This window comes from Paraglaciecola sp. MB-3u-78 (assembly GCF_002835935.1).
Lineage (GTDB): Bacteria > Pseudomonadota > Gammaproteobacteria > Enterobacterales > Alteromonadaceae > Paraglaciecola.
Map to the genome: position 1 here is coordinate 610,362 of NZ_PJCF01000004.1, position 24,493 is coordinate 634,854.

At 39.2% G+C, this 24,493-nt stretch carries 18 protein-coding genes and 1 pseudogene; 12 read left to right on the forward strand and 7 right to left on the reverse strand.

Annotated elements, in window-relative coordinates:
- Positions 1-2 precede the first annotated feature (2 nt).
- Positions 3-1,223, reverse strand: coding sequence for a pyridoxal phosphate-dependent aminotransferase (locus CXF95_RS09490; protein ID WP_101198429.1), 1,221 nt, complete (start codon positions 1,221-1,223; stop codon positions 3-5).
- Between the two features lie 202 nt (positions 1,224-1,425).
- On the opposite strand from CXF95_RS09490, the gene CXF95_RS09495 reads away from it, so the two are divergent.
- Together CXF95_RS09495 and CXF95_RS09500 are read left to right on the forward strand one after the other, a co-directional pair.
- Positions 1,426-1,944: a hypothetical protein gene (locus CXF95_RS09495; protein ID WP_101198430.1), complete on the forward strand. Its 519-nt coding sequence runs from the start codon at positions 1,426-1,428 to the stop codon at positions 1,942-1,944.
- 170 nt (positions 1,945-2,114) lie between these two features.
- Entirely contained in the window at positions 2,115-2,909 is a 795-nt protein-coding gene (locus CXF95_RS09500; protein ID WP_101198431.1) for a DUF2189 domain-containing protein, read from the forward strand.
- 109 nt (positions 2,910-3,018) lie between these two features.
- Here CXF95_RS09500 and CXF95_RS09505 read toward each other — a convergent pair whose 3' ends face one another.
- Positions 3,019-3,348, reverse strand: a complete 330-nt coding sequence (locus CXF95_RS09505; RefSeq protein ID WP_101198432.1) for a hypothetical protein — start codon at positions 3,346-3,348, stop codon at positions 3,019-3,021.
- A 120-nt stretch (positions 3,349-3,468) separates the two neighbouring features.
- Between CXF95_RS09505 and CXF95_RS09510 the strand changes: the two genes are divergently transcribed.
- The gene (locus CXF95_RS09510; RefSeq protein WP_101198433.1) at positions 3,469-4,230 is read left to right on the forward strand and encodes a Nif3-like dinuclear metal center hexameric protein; all 762 of its coding nucleotides are present in this window, start codon (positions 3,469-3,471) and stop codon (positions 4,228-4,230) included.
- 14 nt (positions 4,231-4,244) lie between these two features.
- Positions 4,245-5,009: a methyltransferase gene (locus tag CXF95_RS09515; protein ID WP_101198434.1), complete on the forward strand. Its 765-nt coding sequence runs from the start codon at positions 4,245-4,247 to the stop codon at positions 5,007-5,009.
- 12 nt (positions 5,010-5,021) lie between these two features.
- Here CXF95_RS09515 and CXF95_RS09520 read toward each other — a convergent pair whose 3' ends face one another.
- Positions 5,022-5,510, reverse strand: coding sequence for a glutathione peroxidase (locus tag CXF95_RS09520; protein WP_101198435.1), 489 nt, complete (start codon positions 5,508-5,510; stop codon positions 5,022-5,024).
- 110 nt (positions 5,511-5,620) lie between these two features.
- On the opposite strand from CXF95_RS09520, the gene CXF95_RS09525 reads away from it, so the two are divergent.
- Positions 5,621-6,484, forward strand: coding sequence for an NAD(P)-dependent oxidoreductase (locus CXF95_RS09525; protein WP_198556540.1), 864 nt, complete (start codon positions 5,621-5,623; stop codon positions 6,482-6,484).
- A gap of 16 nt (positions 6,485-6,500) precedes the next feature.
- Here the strand turns inward: CXF95_RS09525 and CXF95_RS09530 are convergent, their stop codons facing one another.
- The 3 genes from CXF95_RS09530 to CXF95_RS09540 all read right to left on the reverse strand — a co-directional run bounded on the left by CXF95_RS09530 (position 6,501) and on the right by CXF95_RS09540 (position 13,159).
- Positions 6,501-8,156 (reverse strand): DUF342 domain-containing protein, encoded by a 1,656-nt coding sequence (locus tag CXF95_RS09530; RefSeq protein WP_101198437.1) that lies wholly within the window; start codon positions 8,154-8,156, stop codon positions 6,501-6,503.
- Between the two features lie 167 nt (positions 8,157-8,323).
- A complete protein-coding gene (gene sbcB, locus CXF95_RS09535) occupies positions 8,324-9,754 on the reverse strand; it encodes an exodeoxyribonuclease I (protein ID WP_101198759.1) in 1,431 nt (476 codons plus the stop codon).
- A 282-nt stretch (positions 9,755-10,036) separates the two neighbouring features.
- On the reverse strand, positions 10,037-13,159 hold the full coding sequence (locus CXF95_RS09540) for a DUF6701 domain-containing protein (protein WP_101198438.1): 3,123 nt from the start codon (positions 13,157-13,159) through the stop codon (positions 10,037-10,039).
- A gap of 269 nt (positions 13,160-13,428) precedes the next feature.
- Between CXF95_RS09540 and CXF95_RS09545 the strand changes: the two are divergent.
- From CXF95_RS09545 to CXF95_RS09555, 3 genes and pseudogenes are all read left to right on the forward strand, one after another.
- Positions 13,429-13,710: pseudogene (locus CXF95_RS09545) on the forward strand (CBS domain-containing protein); the annotation flags it as partial.
- A 92-nt stretch (positions 13,711-13,802) separates the two neighbouring features.
- Positions 13,803-17,726: an ATP-dependent RNA helicase HrpA gene (gene hrpA / locus CXF95_RS09550; RefSeq protein ID WP_101198440.1), complete on the forward strand. Its 3,924-nt coding sequence runs from the start codon at positions 13,803-13,805 to the stop codon at positions 17,724-17,726.
- Positions 17,727-17,796: 70 nt separating this feature from the next.
- Positions 17,797-18,099, forward strand: coding sequence for a PilZ domain-containing protein (locus CXF95_RS09555; protein WP_101198441.1), 303 nt, complete (start codon positions 17,797-17,799; stop codon positions 18,097-18,099).
- A gap of 72 nt (positions 18,100-18,171) precedes the next feature.
- Here CXF95_RS09555 and CXF95_RS09560 read toward each other — a convergent pair whose 3' ends face one another.
- Complete coding sequence (locus CXF95_RS09560) at positions 18,172-19,359, reverse strand: class I SAM-dependent rRNA methyltransferase (RefSeq protein WP_101198760.1); 1,188 nt, start codon at positions 19,357-19,359, stop codon at positions 18,172-18,174.
- 91 nt (positions 19,360-19,450) lie between these two features.
- Here CXF95_RS09560 and CXF95_RS09565 point away from each other — a divergent pair, with 91 nt between their 5' ends.
- The 4 genes from CXF95_RS09565 to CXF95_RS09580 all read left to right on the forward strand — a co-directional run bounded on the left by CXF95_RS09565 (position 19,451) and on the right by CXF95_RS09580 (position 24,485).
- Positions 19,451-20,446, forward strand: coding sequence for an NAD(P)H-quinone oxidoreductase (locus CXF95_RS09565; RefSeq protein ID WP_101198442.1), 996 nt, complete (start codon positions 19,451-19,453; stop codon positions 20,444-20,446).
- A gap of 179 nt (positions 20,447-20,625) precedes the next feature.
- On the forward strand, positions 20,626-21,675 hold the full coding sequence (gene alc, locus CXF95_RS09570) for an allantoicase (RefSeq protein ID WP_101198443.1): 1,050 nt from the start codon (positions 20,626-20,628) through the stop codon (positions 21,673-21,675).
- A gap of 36 nt (positions 21,676-21,711) precedes the next feature.
- A complete protein-coding gene (locus tag CXF95_RS09575) occupies positions 21,712-22,215 on the forward strand; it encodes an ureidoglycolate lyase (RefSeq protein ID WP_101198444.1) in 504 nt (167 codons plus the stop codon).
- 74 nt (positions 22,216-22,289) lie between these two features.
- Positions 22,290-24,485 carry a malate synthase G gene (locus CXF95_RS09580; protein WP_101198445.1) on the forward strand — a complete coding sequence of 732 codons (2,196 nt, stop codon included), beginning with the start codon at positions 22,290-22,292 and terminating at the stop codon, positions 24,483-24,485.
- Positions 24,486-24,493 lie beyond the last annotated feature (8 nt).

The following is a 24,493-nucleotide window of genomic DNA, read 5'->3' on the forward strand; positions in this document are numbered from 1 at the left end:
ATCTAATTTACCTGCTTATAGCTTTTGAAGAAGTTTGCAATCGCTACTAATGCCGGTTTTAGTACATCAACATGGGGCAGAAAGACTAATCTAAAATAACACCCTTCTTTAAGATTGAACGCAGAGCCGTGAACTAATAATATTTTTTCTGTGCGCAATAAATCAAAAATCATTGTTTCGTCGTTAGTAATATTGAATTTTTCAGCGTCTACTTTAACAAAACAATACATGGCACCTTTAGGCATAACACATTCAAGGCCATCTACAGCATTTAACATTTCAAAGGCCATATCTCTTTGAATTTTTAATCGTCCACCGTCAGCAATGAGTTCGTTAATACTCTGATATCCACCTAAAGCTGTTTGAATGGCATGTTGGCTTGGAACATTTGCACACATGCGCATGGATGACAGAATGTTCAGCCCTTCAATGTAACTTTGGGCAATTAATTTGTTGCCGCTAACCACTAACCAACCTGCTCTAAAACCTGCTATGCGATAGTTTTTTGAAAGACCACCCATAGTAATACAAAAAATATCTGTGGCCATTGATGCAATACAATGGTGTTTTGCGTCGTCATATAAAATCTTGTCGTATATCTCATCGCTGATCACAACCAGTGAAAATTCACGCGCCAATGCAATGACTTGTTGCAATAATTCTGGACTATATACTGCGCCAGTGGGGTTATTAGGATTAATTAATACTATTGCTTTGGTCTTATCAGTAATTTTGCTGCGGATATCTTTTATGTCAGGCTGCCAACCATTGGTTTCATCACATCGATAATGTATGGGTACACCAGATGCTAGACTTACAGCGGCTGTCCATAGAGGGTAATCTGGTGCGGGTATCAATACTTCATCATCGTTATTTACCAGCCCTTGCATGGCCATAACAATTAGCTCGCTTACGCCGTTACCAATAAACACATCTTCAACTTTGACATTTTTGACATTTTTCTGTTGATAATATTGCATTACAGCAACGCGAGCTGAATAAATACCATTAGAGTCTGAATAACCTTGGGATTTTGGCAGGTTATGGATCACGTCCTTTAAAATATCATCGGGAGCTTCAAAACCGAAAGGGGCTGGGTTGCCAATATTCAGCTTTAGTATTCGATGACCTTCATCTTCCATTTTTTTTGCTTCGGTCAAAATGGGTCCACGTATCTCGTAACAGACGTTTTCTAATTTGTTCGACTTATTAATTTTTTTCATTGATTGTGAATAACCTACTGCATGGGGCGACAGATTAAACCAACAAGGGTAAGGGTGTTAAGTGTTAAATTAGCTATGCTATATAAAAATGTTAAATTGGCCCACTGTTAACTGATTCTGTTACATCCAATTACAATGCAAATTTGATTTTCGACCTCTTTTGATTTTAGCTGGAGTTACATCCTTTTCTGAGTGAAATGATATGCCCGCTCCTTTAATCTGGCTTGGTGTGAGTGCCATAACATTGTTAGCTGGTGTTAAATATTCAAATGATAAAAGGTTGGATGGATCTGTTAGTCGCTTGCCAGGAAATACAGATATAAAAGTTGATCCTATGAATGGTGCTGTTGTGACTTGTGGGGTGTATGGCCTATTTGAGCACACTGGTATATGGGTGGATGGCTATATTTTAGAACTAAAAGGCAACGGCTTAATTCGTGGTGTATCCCCCAACAGATTTTTACAAGAACGCAGCGGTGATAATATTTACATAGCTTGCGATGACAATCATACACCGTTGATACTTCCAGAGACTGCTGACAGAGCTATCTCTCAGGTTTTCAGTTATTCCGAATATGATGTCATAAAAAACAATTGTCACAAATTTGTTTGGCAGTGTATCTCAGGCGAAGATATACCTCTTACTCGTTTTTCTGCACTAAACCATAAAATGGCTGATAGATTTGCTACCGATATTCATTGGCATCCAATTAACTATTAACTGAATCGACATCTGATCATGTAACAAAAATTATCTTGTACAACCCAGCCAACAAAAAATTGTTGGCCTGTCACACGAGATCTATATACTTTTTGCATTGTTTAAGTAAACTGAAAGGTAAGTTTAATAATCTAACAATCATTTGTTTTCAGGTTTTATGGAGTCTAGCTATGTCACAACATTTTAAAGAAACACCCCATAACGCAATTGCTGATAGTGATATTGCTCGCGTTATTCCTTGTAAACAATTATCAATGAGTGACCCCTTTAAGTGGTTGGTGCTCGGTCTCAAAGATGCGAGTAGGGCTCCTGTTTTAACGCTGTTTTTTGGTTTGATATTTACCCTGATACCTTGGTTTATAACCTATTTAGTACAGTTAACAGGTTGGCACTTGGTGATCATGCCAGCCATAGTATGTTTTATGTTGATAGGACCTTTTTTAGCCGCAGGTATGTACGATGTGAGCTGGGAGCTAGAAAAAAATCACGTGCCTTCTTTATGGCATAGCATTAAGGCAATCAAGCGCAATGCGGTTAATGAATGGGGCTTAGGTATTTTACTCATGGTATTAATGATTTTTTGGTTACGGGTAGCCTCATTGATCCACGCTTTATATCCCCCTTACTTGGATGAAAACCTTGAAAATCTATTACCATTTTTAGCGGTAGGAACAGTAGTTGGTGCTGGTTTCACACTATTAGTCTTTTTCCTCAGTGCGTTTACACAGCCAATATTAATGGAGCGTAAGGTCGACTTAGCTACCGCTTTATTAACTAACATGAACGCTGTTTGGACCAACAAAGGCCCTATGATGTTATGGGCATTTATCATTTTACTCGCAGTATTGATTGGTTTTGCTACATGGTTTGTAGGCTTTATTTTTCTGATGCCGCTTATAGGATATGCGACTTGGCACGGTTATATAGACACCATAGAAACCAAAAGAGAACGTCATTTCCAATAGTAAAGCAGTTTTATACCAATCAGCTTAGATAATTAACATCTTAACTCAATAAAAAAAGCCCCGTGATAGATAACCACGGGGCTTTTTTTTATATTGAAGCTTAGGGGTCTTATCTGGGTAATTTAGAAACTGAACTTTGTTCTAAAATTTTCTGAGTCCAAAATGACTTCACTGAAAAGTCAGATTTTTTAGCTTTCTTTTTAACCGGTGCTTTAACTGATTTTTTCTCAACAGCCGGCTTTTTCGCTGTGGCTGTTTTTGTTGGAGTAGAGGTGCCTAGTTCAGGGATCATTGCATCCAAATCTGCCAAACGTATATTTTTACCACCACCAACACTATACCAGCCACCTTTGGCTTCGATTGTGGGGGCTTTACCATTTGTTGCAGTGTAAGCTTCAGTAAAAGCCGCGATTACTTGATCCTTATCCAATTTACTCATAATCAGGTCTTTGCCTTTTATATGTTTATTTTCAAAATATGGACAGGTTTTATACCTTTTTTTACTTATAATGTCTAATTTTGCTCAATTCGTTATGTGTATAAATTAGTAGGAAACACAATGTCAGTATCAAACAGTCAATTATTAGAATTTCTTAATTCGTTATTAAAGCCAGAAAAAGTCAATGATTATTGCCCTAATGGTTTGCAAGTAGAAGGCAACAGTAAGGTGACTAAGTTAGTCACAGGCGTGACTGCCTCTCAGGCATTAATTGACCACGCTGTATCAATTAATGCAGATGCCATTTTGGTACATCATGGATACTTTTGGAAAAGTGAGTCGCCTTGTATAACAGGTATGAAAAGAAAACGAATACAGACTTTATTGCAGCACAATATTAATCTTTATGCCTATCATTTGCCTTTGGATATTCACCCATCACTTGGTAATAATGTTCAATTGGCTAAATTATTAGGTATTGTGGATATCTCAACTTTAGAACAAAATAACCCTCAATCTGTGGTTATGCAAGGCAGGTTTGAGGGAGGCATTTGTCCGAACGAATTGACTAACTTGTTAACTAATATGCTAACTAAAATCCCGTTACACGAGCCAGCAAATAAAACTAAAATTGAAACAGTGGCTTGGTGTACAGGAGGTGGTCAAGGCTACATCGATTTGGCTGCTGAAAAAGGCATTGATGCTTATATCACCGGTGAGGTATCAGAACAGACTATACATACAGCGCGGGAAATGGACATTCATTTTTATGCTGCTGGTCATCATGCAACCGAACGTTATGGGGTAAAAGCGTTGGGTGAGTATATTCAACAAAAATTAGAAATCGAGTCTGTCTTTGTAGACATCGATAATCCAGCTTGAGGCACATCCGATAAATGGATAATGATAGGAAAGATCAAAGTTTTGATAAGTTTGCAGATAAATTTGAAAAAAACATTTATGGCTCCACAAAAGGGCGATTACGCCATGAGTTGTTAGTACATCATCTTCATGATTGTATTCCTCTAAAGCTAATGCCATTAGATGTTTTGGATGCAGGAGGGGGGACAGGTGTAATGACACAAGTCATGCTTGATTTAGACCACAAGGTGACATTATCCGATATCTCTTTAGAAGTATTATCTTTGGCTAAAAACAAATTAGGTGAAAATAATAATCTTGTTGTTGAGCATATGGATATTTTGTCCTTAAGTCCTAAAAAACAATATGATCTGGTTGTTTGTCATGCCGTTTTAGAGTGGTTACAAGATCCTTTTGAAGTGATACGAAAACTGGTGGATTTAGTAAAACCGGGTGGGTATTTATCTCTTAGCTTTTTTAACTATGATGCACAGTTGTTTGGAAATATGTTGTATGGCAATTTTGATTATGTAGAACAAGGCATGGTGAGTAAAAACATTGTGCGGTTAAGCCCCAAAAACCCACAAAAACCTAAAATTATTTTATCTCAACTTGATAGTTTACCTGTTCAGATCATAAAACAAGCGGGTATCCGTTGTTTTCACGATTATTTGAAACAACCAGAGAAACAAACCAACGAATATGCGCAACTAAAACAGTTAGAAATTAAATATGGCTCAACTGAGCCATATATGTGGTTGGGTAAATATTTTTTAATTATTGCCCAGAAAGATGCATAATAGTGAATTGCATTATTCCGCTAGTAATTTTTCAATATCTTTCATCATTTCATCAGGCTTGGTAGTAGACGCATATCGTTTAGTGACTTTGCCTTGTTTGTTGACTAAAAACTTGGTGAAATTCCATTTGACACTTTTGCTACCCATTACTCCTGGTGCCCCTTCCTTCAAATATTTGTATACTGGGGCTGCGTTAGGGCCATTAACCTCAATCTTTTTAAATAAAGGAAAATTGACATTGAAATTCAGACTACAAAACTCTTGGATTTCGGTATCTGCTCCAGGCTCTTGATGACCAAATTGGTCACATGGAAAACCAAGCACTTCTAAACCTTGGGGTTTAAATTGTTTATATAAGCTCTGTAATCCATCATATTGTGGGGTAAAACCACACTTACTTGCGGTGTTAACTATTAACAACACTTTGCCTTTATAGTCATTAAAATTTATATTTTCGCCGTTATTTAATATGGCATCAAACTGATATATGGTGTCCGACATAATTATTCTCTTTTATATAGGTGTTAGCTATATTGTCATTATCTAGAAGTGTTTCAACTGTTTAAGTCAATAATTTAAAATTTAGGTAAGCCCTGATTAAGGAAAGTAAATTGGTACAAAAAATAGCGTTTATTGGATTAGGTGTCATGGGTTATCCCATGGCTGGACATTGTAAAAAGTCAGGTCATGAAGTCACAGTATTTAATCGCACCATAACAAAAGCTCAAGCTTGGGTTGATGAGTTTTCAGGAAATAGGGTCGCAACACCTAAACTGGCTGCAGAGCAAGCTAATGTGATTTTGATATGTGTGGGTAACGATGATGATCTACGTTCCGTTATGTTAGGTGAACATGGTGTATTAGCAGGTGTGAATGCTGGAGATATTATAGTTGATCATACTACCGCTTCAGCAGAAGTCGCTCGAGAGATGGCGATAATATGTTCAGAGGTCGGAGTTGGGTTTTTAGATGCGCCAGTATCAGGTGGGCAAGCGGGCGCTGAAAATGGCCAATTAACTGTGATGGTAGGCGGGCAAAAAGACCATTTCAATTCTGTTGAGCCGGTTATAGATTGTTATGCCAAGTTTAGCCAATTGCTTGGTGCTGTGGGGAGCGGTCAACTGGCTAAAATGATGAATCAAATTTGCATTGCTGGAGCAGTTCAAGGATTGGCCGAAGCACTCAGTTTTGGAAAAAATGCTGGATTAGATTGTCGTGCAGTAATAGATGTTATTTCAAAGGGCGCAGCACAGTCGTGGCAAATGGAAAATCGATTTGAGACTATGTTAGCAGGTCAGTTTGACTTTGGGTTTGCCGTTGATTGGATGCGTAAAGACTTAGATATCGCCCTAAATGAAGCAAAAACAAATGGCTCTACACTGCCATTAACTGCATTAGTGGATCAGTTCTATGCCGATGTTCAGAGAAGAGGAGGAGGCCGATGGGATACCTCTAGTCTGTTAACAAGATTGTAATATTAAAGATAAAAAATTAGATCAGTGGCTCAACATGCCACTGATGTCCGTGAAAACAAATGTTGGCCCTATCGTATTCTCGGTCAGCTCGCCAAGTGCGATTATTTAATTTAACCACTACACCCGGATAAAGGCGTTTATTGGCGATGAGTCGAATGTCAGTTTGATATAGCTCTTTGGTCTTGTGCATTTCTTTAGACTTGCTTTGAAGCCAAGCCAGCAATTGTTTTTCAATTTGAAACAACTGGTTAGCTTCTTCAACTCGTCCCTGCATATCTTTTGGAATGAACTTAGAGTTAATTAAATTGATACGCTCTAAGTGCCGATTATTGTTGTGTATTGTTTTATTTAAAAATTCGTCGAGTGTGTCTATGCGTTCCAATAAAGTATTGAAACCTTCACTAAAATCGATACTTAAGTTACTGCCTGAAACGGCACCTAAAGTGCCTGCAGTCACTGGACCTTGGCATGTAATTGTGCTGGCGAAAATATTGCCATTCGGCTTATCAATGGCACCGACCGTCACTTTTCCTCCGCAGTTAATTCGACTGTATGCTAGTTGTCTGCCAACGGTCACATTTCCTTTACAATGAATATCTAAGCCTTGACCATGCTGAACATGGACACTACCTTTTGACGTTAAACTGGTACTGTATTCAGTGGCGCTATCGTTCACTTTTCCCATGGCGCCTTCAGTAATAATGATATCCCCGCCTGCATGAATAGTGGCAGACTCAACAAAACCATTGATTGTGACATCTCCAGTAGCATGGATTTCCATCTTTTCAGTTACATCACCATTGACGAGAACCGAACCATCATAATTCACATTGCCGCAACCTACATTGACACCTTTACAAGTGAAAATATTGTCAACCCACATTTTTTGATCTTTAAATTTGGGCATGCCAGAGATATCTGCCAGCAATAAATTTTCATCACCATCACTGATAACCGTGCCATCACCGGGTTTAAATTTAACCCATTCACCTGATTTGGCATCGATAATATCCCCACCCACTGTAAATCCACTTCTGCCTTCAGTTGGTGGCATTCTGCGAAGAAGTTCAGTGTCTTTTTGTACGCATATAATCTCACCTAAGTTACGCATGTCAACACGGGTAGAGCCCATTGTTTGCGGTTTTAAAATCCTATCTAGAGCATTTTGTACGAGTGGTTTCAACTTAGATGATTTACCTACTCTAGGCGCTAAACCTTTGGCAATCAGTTCTTCAAAAACTTCACCTGGAAAAGCTTGTGCAGACTGCTGAACTAAATTGAGCAAACGTTTTTTGCTGATCCCGCGTTTTATACCGAATGTATTTAATTCTTTTAGCAATGATTTAACTGATGGGAGTTTACCCGCGTAACCAGTCGTTATTGTTAAGTAGGCAGATAATTGGTCTTCAACAATCCTAAATTTTATTTGAGTATCTCTACGCTCACCAATTCGATGTTCTATCAGTTCAGAGGTGTTATTTTTGGTTGCAGATTGATAATTGTTGACTGCTTCAATGATATCTTCATCAAATATAAAGAAATACTTAAACTCACTTTTTTGAACAAGCTCAAAGATAACGTTCGCTTCAACCTTATCTTTAACAAGGTCTGGGTCAATATTTAAGTCTAAATATTGGTCTGTGTCATCAACCTGTAATGTTATGCCGAGCATTCAATCGCCTTTGATTACGCCACATAAATAATGTGGATTTAAGTCAGCCTAATATATCAACTTTTATATCGGCTTATTATTGAGTTACATTAATTGATAACCATTTTCTGCATCTATAACACAAATCAGTGGAAATATCTAACCGTTAAAAACTGTTCTTTGTATTCTTATAAACTTTGAGCATAGTTGTAAAGAGCTTTTAATATAGTCAATTTATCTGGGTTTTGGGCATATTCCATACTCAGTTGTTCAAGTTGCAATAAAAATTCTGGCATCTTAATACTCGCAGGAGACTCATCGTCGAAAAATTTAAAATGTCGATAACGTTGCCATCGTTCGATTTCTGGCCCCGATAACGACTGAGATGCATTGCGAGCGCGGTACCTAAATAATAATATGTATAAACGTTCGTCTTCAAATGGTAAATAAAGTTCGGTTAGACCTTCCACGTCAGAATTTACAATTTGGTTCATCAATTCTTTGTCGGTAGATGAAAAAAATCCACCTGAATATAATGCGTGTTCAGGGTCAAGTGAAGTAAGTCGATCTGTTTGAACGTATACTTCTTGCATTTTGTCGATGAAATGCGGGTTAGCTTTGATTTTTTGCAAATTATCTAAACAAAGTTGCCTATCGATCCCCAAACGCTCGGCATTTTCAGTGCTAAGTGTTTTAGCTGGGGCCAACACCGGGCATTTATTAATATGCAGAAGCTTGATGGGCAAGCGTTGTTCATTTTCTTCTAACATGGCATTGGGAGTGTATAATTTTTTTCTTATTTCATCAGCTGTAAGTGTAAATAGTGGACTAGGGTCCAGAGCTAAATTTAGAATAATCACTGCATTTTTATTTGATGGATGCATACCTACAGGCACTATCCAACTACAGCAACCATGAACTGAAGGGAATTTTGAAGATATGTGTACCAGTGGTGTTAATTTTTTATAATCGATTTGTTCCAATACCTTTCTTTTATTTCGTAAAGTAAACAGATAATCAAATAATTTGGGTTGACGTTCTTTAATCAACTTGGCAACAGCAATTGTGGCGTACACATCAGACATAGCATCATGTGCACCTTGATGTTGAATGTCGTTGGCCTTGGTCAAGTCCTGCAACTTAAAACTGGGTGACCCTTCTTCATTTAATGGCCAATTAATGCCTTCAGGTCTAAGGGCATAACAAGCTCTGGCTAGGTCAATAATATCCCAACGGCTATTGCCATGTTGCCATTCTCTGGCATAAGGGTCATAAAAGTTTCGATACAAGGTGTAGCGAGTAATTTCGTCATCAAATCGTATGTTATTGAATCCGGCTACACATGTATTGGGCTCTGAGAACTGCTTAAGGATCTTGGCAATAAAATCTCTTTCCGGGATCCCTTCCTTTAAAGAACGTTGTGGGGTAATACCTGTGACTAAACAAGCTTGAGGAACGGGTAGACAATCATTAGCAATTTGGCTAAAAATCATCAAAGGTTCACTTATTATATTTAAGTCTGAATCAGTTCGTATACCGGCAAACTGACATGGAAAATCTTTTTGGGGATTAGCCCCCCATGTTTCATAGTCGTGCCAATAAATGCTTGGCTGATTTATAGGGGCATATTTTGTGTTTTCATGTTCTTTATTGTTCATATAAATCAACTGATGAATGTGGTTTAGTGTTTCTTGATGGAAAGCTGTGTATCGACGGGTTTTCTAACGTTCTCTTAAAAAACACGTGAAAAATACCAGAATTATTACAAATGTTACATGATGTTATCTGGCTGATGATTTTAGAGCAAAGATTATATGTGGTGAAAGTCTCATTAGCCTTTGATTGTGTTGGTTGTTTTAATAGATAATTTGAGAATTGAGTGTGTGTTATCTATATCTGAGTTAATGATAGATTTCTCGTATATGATTAATTTTGTCATTACCACGGAACAAGCCAAATGTGGCAGTAGCACTAGGGTCTTGGTCCAATATTCTGGCATCAATGCCATTCCAGTTCCAGTCATACTCTAGCCATGAATAAATGTCATACTCAACATTTATTGTTCCCTGCTTACCTGCTCCCGGTGCAGTTAATAGTATCTTTTGGGTTTTACCTTCCTCAAGTTGTCCTACTACTACATTAACACCGGTTAATTCTTTTTCTAATGTACCTGAGGTGAGTTCGATATTGTCAGCATCATACTTTGTACAACTATCTTGTTTATTGACCACATAACGGTCACTAGCATTTAAATATTGTGCTGACAAATGAAGCCGAAAACTTTCAGTTTCGGGCCCAAAGCTATTTTTTAGTGCAGCACGCCCAAAGCGAATGTTAATACTTGCTGTACTGGTTATATCTTCGGGAGAAGTGATTTTAATACCATCACTATCAGCAAAGTTAGCTTGATCGATTAAAAAATCAATATCATTGTCTTGTGCAAACACTTCTGAATTTTCATTGCGTGGATAAAAAAAGTTATCCTCATCAGCTAGCTCATAATGCAATATTCCTGCCCCAAGGGGCAAATCAAAGCTAGCGTCGCTTGTGGCGAGTCCTATATTACTCAAAGTTCCAGCGAATATATTGGCTGTTAATGGCAGAAGATGAGAGTCGTTACCTAGGATAGAAGAGTCGGTTGTAGGCGCTATAATAAAATTAGCCCTCGCAATAAGTTTGTTATAACCCGATGCTGTATAATTTTGCACTGTGACACCCTGTACATTTTTTGCGGTGAGCTCAACAACTGGATTAACAAAATAAGATATGGCACCTTTTCCAGCATCACTATTCAAAACTTGTCCGGTGTAAGCAAAAGGGGGGTTTTGATAACAAACTGCATCTAGGCTGCCATGTTCAACGACTGTTTGCTCAAAATAATCAGGAGTAAAACGCCCTATATTGATGGCGTCAGTATTTATTATATTATCTGAAAAACCATAGTCGACATCTTGTAGATCGAGATTTAGTAAACCAACCTCAGAATAAGATGCAATGTCAGTAGAGGACACTCCTGAGTTAAACGTCGTTAACGTAACACTTTGATAAACTTTAGAAAGGCTACTTAACATAGTGCCATTTCCATAGTTGAAAACGCCATCAACCCCGTCTGAAGTTGGCCCCGTCCGCAATAATAATAATTGCATATCATTAGGGGCATAATTAGCCGTAATATTGTCAGGTTCTATGCCAAGAGAGTTATATGCTGTTACGGTGAGATCAAAGGTTTGCCCTGCTTTATGTTTTATAACTGAACTGTCAGCATTACCACTGATGTGACTACCATTAGATGTTGCAGTAACAACTAATTTTGCTGGACTCACCCAAAAATCTGTACTACCCCCTAAGAGGTTCACACCATCAACACTGTATTTAGCATGCAAACGAATTTGACCTGCGTCTAAGTATACAGGTGAAGGAATAATAGCTTTGCTATCCTCATCAAAATTGAGTGTAATGTCTGGCGTATAAGTTGGATATTTAGCAATATTAGTACCTGAAGGGCCATTAACTTTAAAGCTTAATCCCGTTGTTCCAGTAAGTGTAATATTTTGTTGTGAAAATTCAACATCCACATTGTCAGTAAATAAACCAGTACAAACCCCATTTTCATTTTTTACAGCTTGAATCTTTATTTCATCAGTAAAGTTATTGCCACTTATTTGATGATCAATAGTCGTTGTTTCATCGTTGCCATATAAAAATCTGAAACCTGCATCAGCGAACATCACATCACAACTGGTTGAGTTTCCATTTTTACATTCAAAGGTTTGATCTAAACTTAAGGTTGCCGTATCGGTATTCGTAAAAGAAAAGTTGGCGATAACACTGCCATCAGAAATCGTTAAAGTTTGATCAAGTATGCCATTAATTGATAACTGCACCTCAATAGCATCATTATATAAAGTAGAACAGGTTGCATCAGCGCAAGCTTTCAAGGTCACACTCTCGGATTCGCAAGTCAAACCTTCGCCATCATGTTCGATTTGAATGAATTCGAGCTCAGATGCTCCTGCACAACCGGGGGGGACTGGCACAACTAACGTACTGTCGTTAGTTGTGCTGTCAGTTAGAGTGACAACTCCTCCACCTGAGGAGGAAACAGTGCCAGCGACTCGTGAATTTGTTAACGTTATGGCGCCAGCGCTAGTGGCGACATTACCGCCTACATTGACATTTGTTAAAGTCACAACATCAGCACCCAAAGGGCTAACGTTGCCTCCAATCCTACTTCCAGAACCAATCGATATGGCGCCTCGAAAGGTGCTGACATCGCCGCCTATTAGTATATTTTTTGCTATTGATACCTCACCATCACCTCCCGTGGTGGATACGCTTCCACAAGTTGAGCTTCCATCTTCAATACTAATACCGCCTGCGTCGGTGCTTATATCACCGCCAACTTGTATGTTAGTTTGTAAAGTAACAACTCCAGCTTGTGTGGAAACCCCCCCTCCGACAGTACTTAAACTAGCGATATTAACTGCACCGGCATCAGTCTGAATAAAACCACCCACAGAGTTCTTACCACCAAGGGTGACAACGCCTGTGGTAGTGCTTGCCGAGAGATCGCCGCCAATTGAACTGCTAGCCCCCATGTTAATGGCGGCAGTGCCTGTCACGTTTGCATTTAAAATGGTGTCAGCACCCAGTGTGAGTGTGCCTTTAGTTATAAGATTCAAGTCAGAAGTAGCACCTGCGGTATTAATTAAATTACCCGCAGCTGTTGTGAATGCACCGGTAAAAGTAACAGTAACTGGCGTAAGTGACGGTATCACCCCAACCACGACTGTGTCTCCTCTCCCGAGAGCGACAACACCACAAGTATAGGAAGTGCTGCTGAGTACATCTAATTCACAGCTATCAGGCAGTGTTCCATCTGGTGTAAAACTATATTCAGTTGCTGCATATGATGGCAGCCCAGCAAGGGCAGGTAGCAGAGCAACTAAAGCTAATAGCCACTTAAAGGTGATATTAGTGTTTGACAAAATGCCATCGAAGTGATTGATTTTAGGTTGTGTCACTTTTTTGATATTTGATACCTGCCAAAAGTTGAAATTATACTTGAAATGCTCAGGTCCGGCTATTGGTAAAAATGCCTAAATTGAAGGTTTGTAGCGGTTAGAGGGTGAAACTCTATGGTGTAAAACATTGATGACTCTAAACTGCTACTTGTGTAAACAGCCAACACGCATCAATAACGTTATGAACTTTATTCGTTACATCATCATTAGTTTCATATCAAAACAATTAGGAATAACCGTCACTTAAGTATATCTTTATCTGTGTCGATATAGGTTTTTTATCCAAACAAGATTGTCTGGTCCAGATGATTGAATCTAGTTACTACAGAGAGCAGGTAGCACACGTTAAAGATATTATGAAAACCGAGGTGTTGGCGATCAAGCCTTATACCTCAGTCATTGAGTTAGCACAAAAAATGATAACTGAAAGACTAAAAATTTACCCCATCGTGGATGGCGATGGTTATTTGCTTGGCACCATCAATCGTTCAGCTTTGTTGCACGCCATAGATTTGCAACTCCATGAGGGTTACAAATTACGAACAAGTTAAGTCATATTTGTTGAGTAATATTTCTGGTATTTGCTCTGTTCATCTTCTAGGATCATTTATTCCCTTTTATAGATGTAATAGAGCAGTCGTTTTTGTCTTCAGCACAATCATCACAATCATCACAATCCAAACAAGAAAGTAGCGTTAAACAACTTTCCAGTGATATCGCATCTTGTATGTCTAAAGACAAATTTAGGCTTTTTTCCCGTTTGCGAAAATTTCACAGCCTAACTGCAGATAAAAAACCAGAACATTTATCCAAACTACAACATGATGTAGAAAAATCAGCTCAAATTTATGCTTCTAGACTAGCCCAACGTCCAGAAATTGATTTTCCTCCCTTACCCGTTTGTGAAAGGAAAGATGAAATAGCAGAGGCTATTGCTAATAATCAAGTGGTCATCATTGCAGGCGAAACAGGCTCAGGGAAAACCACACAAATACCCAAAATATGTTTAGAACTCGGCAGAGGAGTTGGCGGTTTGATTGGTCATACTCAGCCTAGACGTCTTGCTGCTAGAACTGTGGCCAACCGTATTGCTGAAGAATTAAAGACCCCACTTGGGCAACAAGTGGGGTTTAAAATTAGATTTTCAGACCATGTATCTGATAGAACCTACATCAAATTGATGACAGACGGTATTTTGTTGGCTGAAATTCAACAAGATAAATTTTTAAGTCAATATGACACGATCATCATAGATGAAGCCCATGAGCGTAGTTTAAACATTGATTTTATTTTGGGTTATCTAAAACAACTTTTGCCTAGACGTCCCGAACTCAAGCTGATTATTACTTCGGCGACTATTGATCCATTACGTTTTTCTAAACATTTTAACGATGCACCGATGATTGAAGTCAGTGGCAGAACTTACCCTGTAGAAATGCGCTACCGGGAAATTGAAAGCAGCGATTACGATCAGATCCAAGCAATCACCGAAGCCGTTAATGAACTTTTGACCGAAGCCGGTGGTGATATTTTAGTGTTTTTGAGTGGAGAGCGTGAAATACGCGATACTGCTGATGCACTAAACAAACAACAATATCGCAATACAGAAGTGTTACCACTGTATTCAAGGTTAAGTAACAGCGAACAAAACAAAGTTTTTTCTGCACACTCTGCGAGGCGAATTGTACTTGCTACCAACGTTGCCGAAACGTCACTGACTGTACCGGGAATTAAGTATGTAATAGACCCTGGTACCGCTCGAATTTCGCGGTACAGCGTGCGCAGTAAAGTGCAACGTTTGCCTATTGAAGCTATTTCACAAGCATCAGCGAATCAAAGGGCAGGGCGCTGTGGTCGTGTATCCGATGGTATTTGTATCCGTTTGTATTCAGAAGATGACTTTTTATCCAGAGATGTGTTTACTGATCCAGAGATATTACGCACCAATTTGGCTTCCGTTATTTTGCAAATGATGTCGCTAGGGTTAGGTAAAGTGGATGATTTCCCTTTTGTAGAGCCGCCTGATTCCAGAAGTATTAATGATGGTTTTAAATTGCTCGAAGAGTTAGGAGCTATCGATAACAAACTGGGTCGCCAAGGATTAACGCACCAAGGTAGACAACTAGCCAGACTTCCCATTGACCCTAGATATGCACGTATGGTGATCGAAGCCGCGAAACAAAATTGCCTAAGTGAAGTACTGATTATTGCTGCGGGATTGAGCATTCAAGATCCTAAGGAAAGACCTCAAGATAAGAAACAACAAGCTGACCAAATGCATGAGGATTTCACTAATAAAGAATCTGATTTTCTTGGGTTTTTTCAGCTATGGAAAGGTTTTAAAGAACAACAGCAAGTCTTATCATCAAGTCAATTACGTCATTGGTGTAAGAAACACTTTATCAATTTTATGCGGATGCGCGAATGGCAAGATATTGTCAGTCAACTTAAAAAATCAGTCGCAGAGTTAGGTTTTGGTATTACTTCGCAACAGGCTGAGTATCAAGCTATCCACCAAGCTATTGCCTCTGGTTTGTTATCCCATTTAGGCAATAAAGATACAGACCGTGAATACTTGGGTGCCCGTAATAGCCGATTTAAAATTTTCCCCGGTTCTGCTTTAGCTAAATCTCAACCTAAATGGACTATGGTGGCTGAGTTAGTTGAAACAGCACACCTGTTTGGTCGAGTGGCAGCTAAAATCGAACCAGAGTGGATTGAGCCGCTGGCTCAACACTTAATCAAAACAGAATACTCCGAGCCACACTGGTCAAAAAAACAAGGAGTGGTGCAAGCTTTTGAAAAAGTGAGTTTATATGGGTTGATACTGGTAAACCAAAGGCGAAAAAATTATAGCCAGATTGACCCAGAGATCTGCAGAGACATATTTATACGGGAAGCACTCGTTAATATGGAGACTAAATTAAACTTTGCCTTTTTGTCACTTAATCAGAAAATGATAGAAAATATTGAAGATTTAGAGGACAAAAGTCGCAGACGTGACCTTCTAGTAGATGAAGATACCTTAGTCGATTTTTATAGTGAAAAAATTCCCAGTCATATTTGTTCTGAAGTCAATTTTAAGAAATGGTGGAAAAAACAATCTGTTGAAAATCCAGGTGTGCTTAATTTCGATCCTAAAGCCTTACTTAAGAAAGATACCGGACATATCGACGCTATGTCATTCCCAGAAACCTTTAGACAAAATAATCTTACTCTAGGTTTAGATTATCATTTCGATCCTAAAGATGAAGACGACGGTGTGAGTTTGATGGTGCCTTTAGCACTTCTCAATCAAGTGACTCCTGCGGGCTTAGATTGGCTTATTCCGGGGTTACGTCATGAACTTATCGTAGCCTTAATCAAAGCGTTGCCAAAATCATTAAGGCGAAATTTTGTGCCTGCACCCAATTACGCGGATGCTTGTTTGTCGGATATGCCGCAACTCGATAAGCAAGGTAACCCTGTAGCATTTTTAAGCGCTTTGTCTTTAAAATTAAAACGCATGACAGGTCGCGAGCTGGAAGCCAGTGAATGGCAAATAGATAAATTACCGCAACACTTAACGTTTAATATCAAGGTAATAGATCAACATGCCAAATTAATTGCCCAAGGTCGAGATTTGTTTGCGCTACAACAAAAACTCCAAGGCAAAGTGAAACAAAACCTGCAGGCAGTGGCCACACCTGAACTTGAGAAAACCGGTTTAGTCAGTTGGGAAATCGATAAATTACCCAGTGAGTTTATCAACAAAACAGGTGGCTATGAAATTAAGGCCTATCCTGCCTTAGTGAATGAAGGTAAAACGGTAGCCGTTAAATTATTCGATCAACCCCACATGGCGCAAGCATCTCACAAACTGGGATTGCGCAAATTGATTATTTTAGGGATCCCTTCACCGGTTAAATATCTACAGGATAAATTGCCTAATAAAGCCAAGTTAGGGCTGTATTTTAATCCCTTCGGTCAAATTAAAGCATTAATCGATGACTGTATTGATGCCGGAGTAGATCAGCTTATTAATCAATTTTCTCAGCAAACAAACAGTGACATCCGAGACAAAGTCCATTTTGAATCATGCTGTAATTTTGTCAGACAAGAAATTAACGATACGGTGTTGCGAATTGCTCAACAAGTAGAAGCGGGCCTGACTGTTGCCCATGAAATCAAGAAAAAGATGAAAGGCAGTGTGCCATTGAATCTAATCTACGCTCATGGACATATCAAAGGTCAGCTCGACTCCTTGGTTTACAAAGGTTTTGTTGCTGATGTAGGCGCGCACAAGCTGGCTGATTGGCAACGATATATTAAGGCGATTTCTAAAAGGTTAGAAAAAGTCGCCATAGATACCACCAAAGATAAATTACATCAGCTTAACTTAGAAAAAGCAGAACAAGCCTATCAAGCCAAATGTAATAAGATCCCCGAAAATCAGCCTATACCCGAAGAATTACAAGAAGTACGCTGGTTATTACATGAATTACAAGTTTCATTTTTTGCTCAACAATTAGGCACGTCAGCGCCTATTTCAGTCAAACGTATACTGAATCATTTGGATTCTATTTAATATGCGTTGACTTTGTTTTCACGGCATCCTATAAACAACAAGGTAGAATTTAAACAGTATGAGGTAATGGATGATAGGTTACGATGACAAACGCAATTTTTTCCGAATGATGGTTAATTCTGTATGTGAACTCAAAATAGTAGACGATGAATCATCACGTAGCCTTCAGGCCGTGTGTAAGGACATAAGCGCAACTGGAATGTCTCTTGAAATAGAAGAAAATTCCGTTGAAATGGGCACCAAGGTCAACGTTTATATTGAATCAACCAATTCACAAATCCCTTCACTTACTGCCGATACTAAAGTGGTGCGCTGTGAAGCGATTGATGACAACTCATGCACTGTCGGTGTTGAAATTCTCGAAATGAAATAAGCGACTACGCAGTCGCTTATTAAAATTTACGATTATAAGTTGCTCTGACAAACCCGAGGTTTGCAGGTCAACTTACAGTACCCTACACACCAATCCTTTTAAATAAAATCCTTCAGGATAGTTACTGCCAACAGGGTGATCGGCGGCTTGGCCTAATCTTTCGATAAATTGTACCGTTCTGCCCGCGTCTAATGCTGCATCTGCTACTACCTTCTGAAACAAGTCAAAAGATAATAAGCCTGAGCAACTAAAGGTACATAAAATTCCGCTCGGCTGCATGATTTGCATGGCCAACATATTGATGTCTTTATAACCGCGACAGCCACGAACTAACGAACTCTTTGAATCGATAAATTTAGGTGGATCAAGAATGATTTGGTCAAAGATTCGACCTTCTTGTTTAAAGTCTCGCAAGGCCTGAAAAACATCAGCGTTTAGAAACTCACATTTATCCGTGTCTAAATCATTGATCTCAACATTTCTTTTTGCAGTGGTTAAAGCCAAGTCTGAAACATCTATACTGGTTACTGACTTAGCGCCACTAGCCAAGGCATAACTGCCAAAGGTGCCGGTGTAACAAAAACAATTGAGTAAGGTTTTATCCTTTACGTATGTTGCCGCAATGGCACGATTGTCTCTTTGATCAAGATAAAACCCCGTTTTATGTCCCGCTTTGACATTGACAATGATTTTTACACCATTTTCTTCAATCACTACTTCTTCAGGCACGTCACCATGTAATACCTGAGTAATTTGTTCTAAGCCTTCTTTCTTTCTTATCGCCACATCACTGCGTTCATAAATAGAACATTCTGGAAATTCTTTCTTTAATGCCCAAACAATTTTGTCGCGATGTTTTTCAGCTCCGGCCGATAACAACTGACAAACCAACACATCCGTGTATCTATCAATAGTGACACCAGGCAGTCCGTCTGATTCGGCAGCGATAAGTCTATAACCGGTTAATCCATGACGGGCGATTAAATCTTCTCGTGACGCTTGGGCTGCAGCAATACGCCTTTGAAAAAAACCATTATCAATAATTTCATCTTGTTCAAATGTCCAAATCCGAACTTGAATTTGAGATTCTGGCGACCAAGCTCCTCTGCCTAAAAACTTACCATCATGGGAGATCACATCTACTGTGTCTCCCATGTTGGTTCTGCCAATAGTTTTTTCTATCGCCCGAGAAAAAATCCAAGGATGTTTACGTAATAAAGATTTTTCACGACCGGGCTGCAAAATGACGCTAGATGACATAGGATAACTTTTAGAAATAATTTGATTTGATTGTACATGAGGGTAAGGCTTTGCTAAACAGAATTTCCAATCCAAAAAAAGATTTAAGGTTATGAGTGATTCCATGCGTTATATAAAACACGAAAACAGTTGTGCACCTGACGCATTAGAAATTTGTCAGACCAACATTCCTTCTTTGGCATCTGGACAGGTATTGGTCAAAGTGGCCTGTTTTGGTTTGAATCGAGCAGATACCTTACAAAGGCAGGGTAAGTATCCCGCACCAGCAGGTGAAAGCGATATTTTAGGTTTAGAAATGAGCGGTGAGATAATCGAAATCCATCCTGAACAAACTGCTCATCAATCTTTTAAACTCGGTGACAAAGTATTTGGTTTAGTGGCAGGTGGCGGATATGCCGAGTATGTGGCAGTGCACAGTCAACATCTGATGCCAGTGCCTATCAACATGGAAATGCCTCAAGCGGCGGGTATAGCTGAATGTTTTCTGACGGCATACCAAGCAATGTTTATTGAAAATGATTTACAGCCAAAACAACATGTATTGATCCATGCTGGAGCCAGTGGTGTTGGGCTTGCAGCTATTCAGTTAGCCAAACGACACGGCTGTGCTGTTGCGGTAACCGCATCAAGTCAAACTAAATTAGACTTATGTAAACAGCTCGGAGCGGATCTGGTCATCAATTATCAACAACAAGATTTTGCGGTTGAAATCGCCAAACATTGGCAAGGTTGTGATTTGATTATTGATTTTGTTGCGGGTGATTATCTGAATCTAAACCTAAAACTCCTGAATATTGATGGTTGTGTGTTGTATTTGGCCATGTTGGCTGGCCGCTATGCAGATAAATTAGATATGGCGATGATGTTGGGTAAACGGGCGACAGTAAAAGGGTCAACGTTGAGAAGTCGCGATGATCAGTATAAAACCCATCTTATAAAAGAGTTTAGCCAAACCTATTTAGCCGAATTTGATACTCGTAACATCATCCCCAATATTGATACTGAATTTGCTGCTAAAGATGTGGGCTCAGCCCATCAACGCTTAGAAAATAACGATACTATGGGTAAGTTAATTGGTTGTTGGTGAGATACTAGAAGTTTTAATAAGCAGTTAATTTCTCAAACCAAGCTATGCACAGCTTTTCAATTCCATTACAATAATTACCTGACAGTTGTGTCAGGTTTTATTGCTGATAGAGCCCGTTACGACTTCCCCTTGTATTAATACAAATCAAATTGAAAACCATCATGTTAGGGAAATTTTAAATGATTGAGAATACCCAAGAGCAAAACAAACTAGCTGGTAAAGGTGCTGAGCTGGAATTGAAGTTAAAAACCTATTTTGTTGATCTAGCCAGCGAACGTGTTGGTGGCGAAACCTTATCTTGCAGTGATGATTTTTTTGCCGAGATGGAAAACTTACTTAAATCTGGCCGTGGTATTTTTATCGATGATAAATACACACAACGTGGCAAATGGATGGACGGTTGGGAGTCTCGTCGCAGTTATGGCAGACACAATGGTCGTGAATTTGACTGGTGTGTTATTCGCCTTGGTATCAGTGGTGTGATCCATGGTTTTGATATTGATACCAATTATTTTCGTGGTAATGCCCCGCAAACTGTTTCAGTTGAAGCCTGTGTCAGTCTAGAGCAGCCAGATGAAAATACTGTTTGGCACACAGTGTTAGCCGAAAGTGAAGTATCAGCTCATAGCCAAAATATTTTTAAAATTTCTAATTCTCAATCTTGGACCCATGTTCGACTCAATATGTTTCCCGACGGTGGGATCGCCCGTTTTCGGGTCTATGGCGAAGCAGATGTAAACTGGAACAACTTTGTTGATGGTGAACTGATTGATTTAGCATCTATTAAAAACGGTGCAAAAGCATTGTTAGTGAGTGACATGTTTTTCAGTGATAAAAACAATTTGATCATGCCTGGTCGTGGTAAAGATATGGGTGATGGTTGGGAAACAAAACGTCGCCGTGATCCTGGTCCGGATTGGTCAATTGTTAAATTAGCGGCACAAGGCAGTGTTGAGAAAGTTATTGTAGATACTTGTCACTTTAAAGGTAACTTTCCAGACACTTTTAAGCTGGAAGGCATTAATACCAGTAGTGGCGATTTTAATGCTGCTAATGCAGACTTAGATTGGCATTCCATTATTCCTCAAACTAAGTTGTATGCCCACCGCGAGCACCTATTTATTAATGAAATAGTAGCTGATAAATTACAACAATTTACCCACGTTAAATTAAGTATTTATCCAGATGGCGGTATTTCTAGGATGCGTGTATTGGGTAAACGTACGTAAGGCTTAATTATTGGATGGTAATGGGATAATAGCTTGATGATAGATAATAAACTGATAATACCGAAAATACTCACCCGGGAAAACTTCGCCCAGTTTGGTGATGTGATAGAAGTGAATGATAAGGCCAAGCACTTCAGTATTAACGATGGATTTACGCAGCGTTATCATGATTTAGCAGAGGTTGACGTAACTCAAGAAAATGGCCGTACCTTGATTAATATATTTCGTTCAACACCACTTGAACAACCTGTCAGTATTAAGATGATGGAGCGCCACCCATTATCTAGCCAAGCTTTTATTCCAATAGGACAACAACCTTATTTGGTGGTGGTTGCGCCTAAAGGTGAATTAGATATTACAAAAATTGAAGTGTTCTTGGCTTCATCAAACCAAGGTGTCAATTATCATAAAGGCACTTGGCATCATTACTGTCTGGCGTTACACCAAGTCAGTGACTTTATCGTGGTTGATCGCGGTGGAGCTGGGGATAATTGCGATGTGATTAATCTGGACGGATCCCTCATCATAGCTCCTAGCTAGGATACACGTTAGAGATTAACGTTAACAACATAAACTACATCTAACGGATGATTAGAAATATTATAGGAAACACAATGAATAAACGAATTGATGAACATGGCTATAAAATCGCCGAATGCCTTCACCGCTTAATTAACCATGAAGTGCTTCCTGGTTTGCATATTGAACAACAAGACTTTTGGCTGGCAGTGGCGGATGTACTTAATGAGTTTATTCCTAGAAACCAAGCACTGTTGAATACTCGAGACGTTTTACAAGCCAAAATTGATATCTGGCATTTGGACAATGCAAATACGGCTTTTTCACAACAAACATACCAACAATTTTTGACTGAAATTGGTTACTTGGTGCCTGAGCAAGGTGATTTTCACATCACCACTGAAAATGTTGACTCTGAAGTTGCGTTCATTGCTGGTCCCCAATTAGTTGTGCCTTTAATTAATGCCCGGTTTGCACTAAATGCGGCCAATGCAAGATGGGGTAGTTTGTATGATGCCCTTTATGGCTCTGACGTGATTGTTGATGATCATAAACGAGAAAAAATAGCCGGTTATGATCCCGTTCGTGGTCAAAAAGTGCAAATATTTGCTCGCGACTTTTTGGATATATCTTTGCCTTTAATAAAAGGCAGTCACCATGATGCAGTCAACTATAAAGTCGATGACCAACAACTTGTTATTACCTTAAATACCGGTAACCAAGTTAGCTTAAAAGATATCAGTCAATTTGTTGGTTTCAATGGCTCTGTAGAAAACCCTAACGCTATATTGTGTATCCACAATGGCTTGCATGTTGAAATTCAAATTGATAAAAACCATCTAATTGGTCAAACAGATGCGGCAGGAGTAAAGGATGTTGTTTTAGAATCTGCCTTGAGCACCATACAAGATTGTGAAGACTCCATTGCTGCTGTAGATGCCGCTGACAAAACCGCTGTTTATGCTAATTGGTTAGGATTGATGAAAGGTGATTTGGCTGAAACCATAAGTAAAGCTGGTAAAGAAACCACCAGAACCCTTAATCCTGATAGAACATACCTGACGACTGCTGGTGAACCCTTGAGTTTACCCGGCCGAAGCTTACAGTTTATCCGTAATGTAGGTCATTTAATGACAACTGACGCTATATTAACTGCGAATGATGAAGAAGTACCGGAAGGTATTCTGGATGCTCTGATAACATCCTTGATTGCTCTGCACGACTTAAATGGTTCGTCAAAGTTTGTGAACTCTAAACATGGCAGCATCTATATAGTTAAACCTAAGATGCATGGGCCCGAAGAAGTAAAATTTACCAATGACTTGTTTAGCCGCGTCGAAGAAATCCTTGGCCTAGATGAAAATACTATCAAGATGGGAATTATGGATGAAGAGCGCAGAACGTCGGCCAATCTAAAAGAATGTATTCGCGCAGCAAGTACCCGAGTCGCCTTTATTAATACTGGGTTTTTAGATAGAACGGGTGATGAAATTCATACCAGCATGTTAGCAGGGCCTATGGTTCGTAAAGAGCTGATGAAAAATGAAAAATGGATTTCAGCCTATGAAAACAGAAATGTGGTAATTGGTCTAAAAGCAGGCCTTAAAGGTAAAGCGCAAATAGGAAAGGGCATGTGGGCCACGCCCGATGAAATGGCCGCTATGCTTAAGGCTAAAATAGGTCATCCACAATCAGGCGCGTCATGTGCGTGGGTGCCATCTCCCACAGCGGCCACATTACATGTGATGCATTACCATCAAGTCAATGTGTCACAAGTACAACAACAGATGTTAACTGAGGCTAATCTGAGAGAAGATAATGCTCAATTCGATGACTTGTTAACTATTCCGTTACTTAAAAATAGTGCTGATTTGTCTGAGCAAGAGCGACAAGACGAATTGGATAATAATGTTCAAGGGTTATTAGGTTATGTCGTGCGTTGGGTTAATCAGGGAGTAGGGTGTTCTAAAGTCCCGGATATCCATAACGTAGGCCGCATGGAAGACCGAGCGACCTTGCGTATATCCAGTCAACATATCTGTAACTGGTTACATCATGGTTTATTGCATGCTGATCAAGTTTTGGAAACCTTAAAACGTATGGCTGTTGTGGTAGATTCTCAAAATGAGCAGGACAGTTCATATATTGCCATGGCACCTAATTTTGATTCCAGTTTAGCTTTTCAGGCGGCGGTTGATCTTATTTTTCAAGGTGAAAAGCAACCAAGTGGTTACACCGAACCTTTGTTACATAAAATGCGTAATCAGCTGAAGCACAGTTTAGCTCGTTAATGTTAACC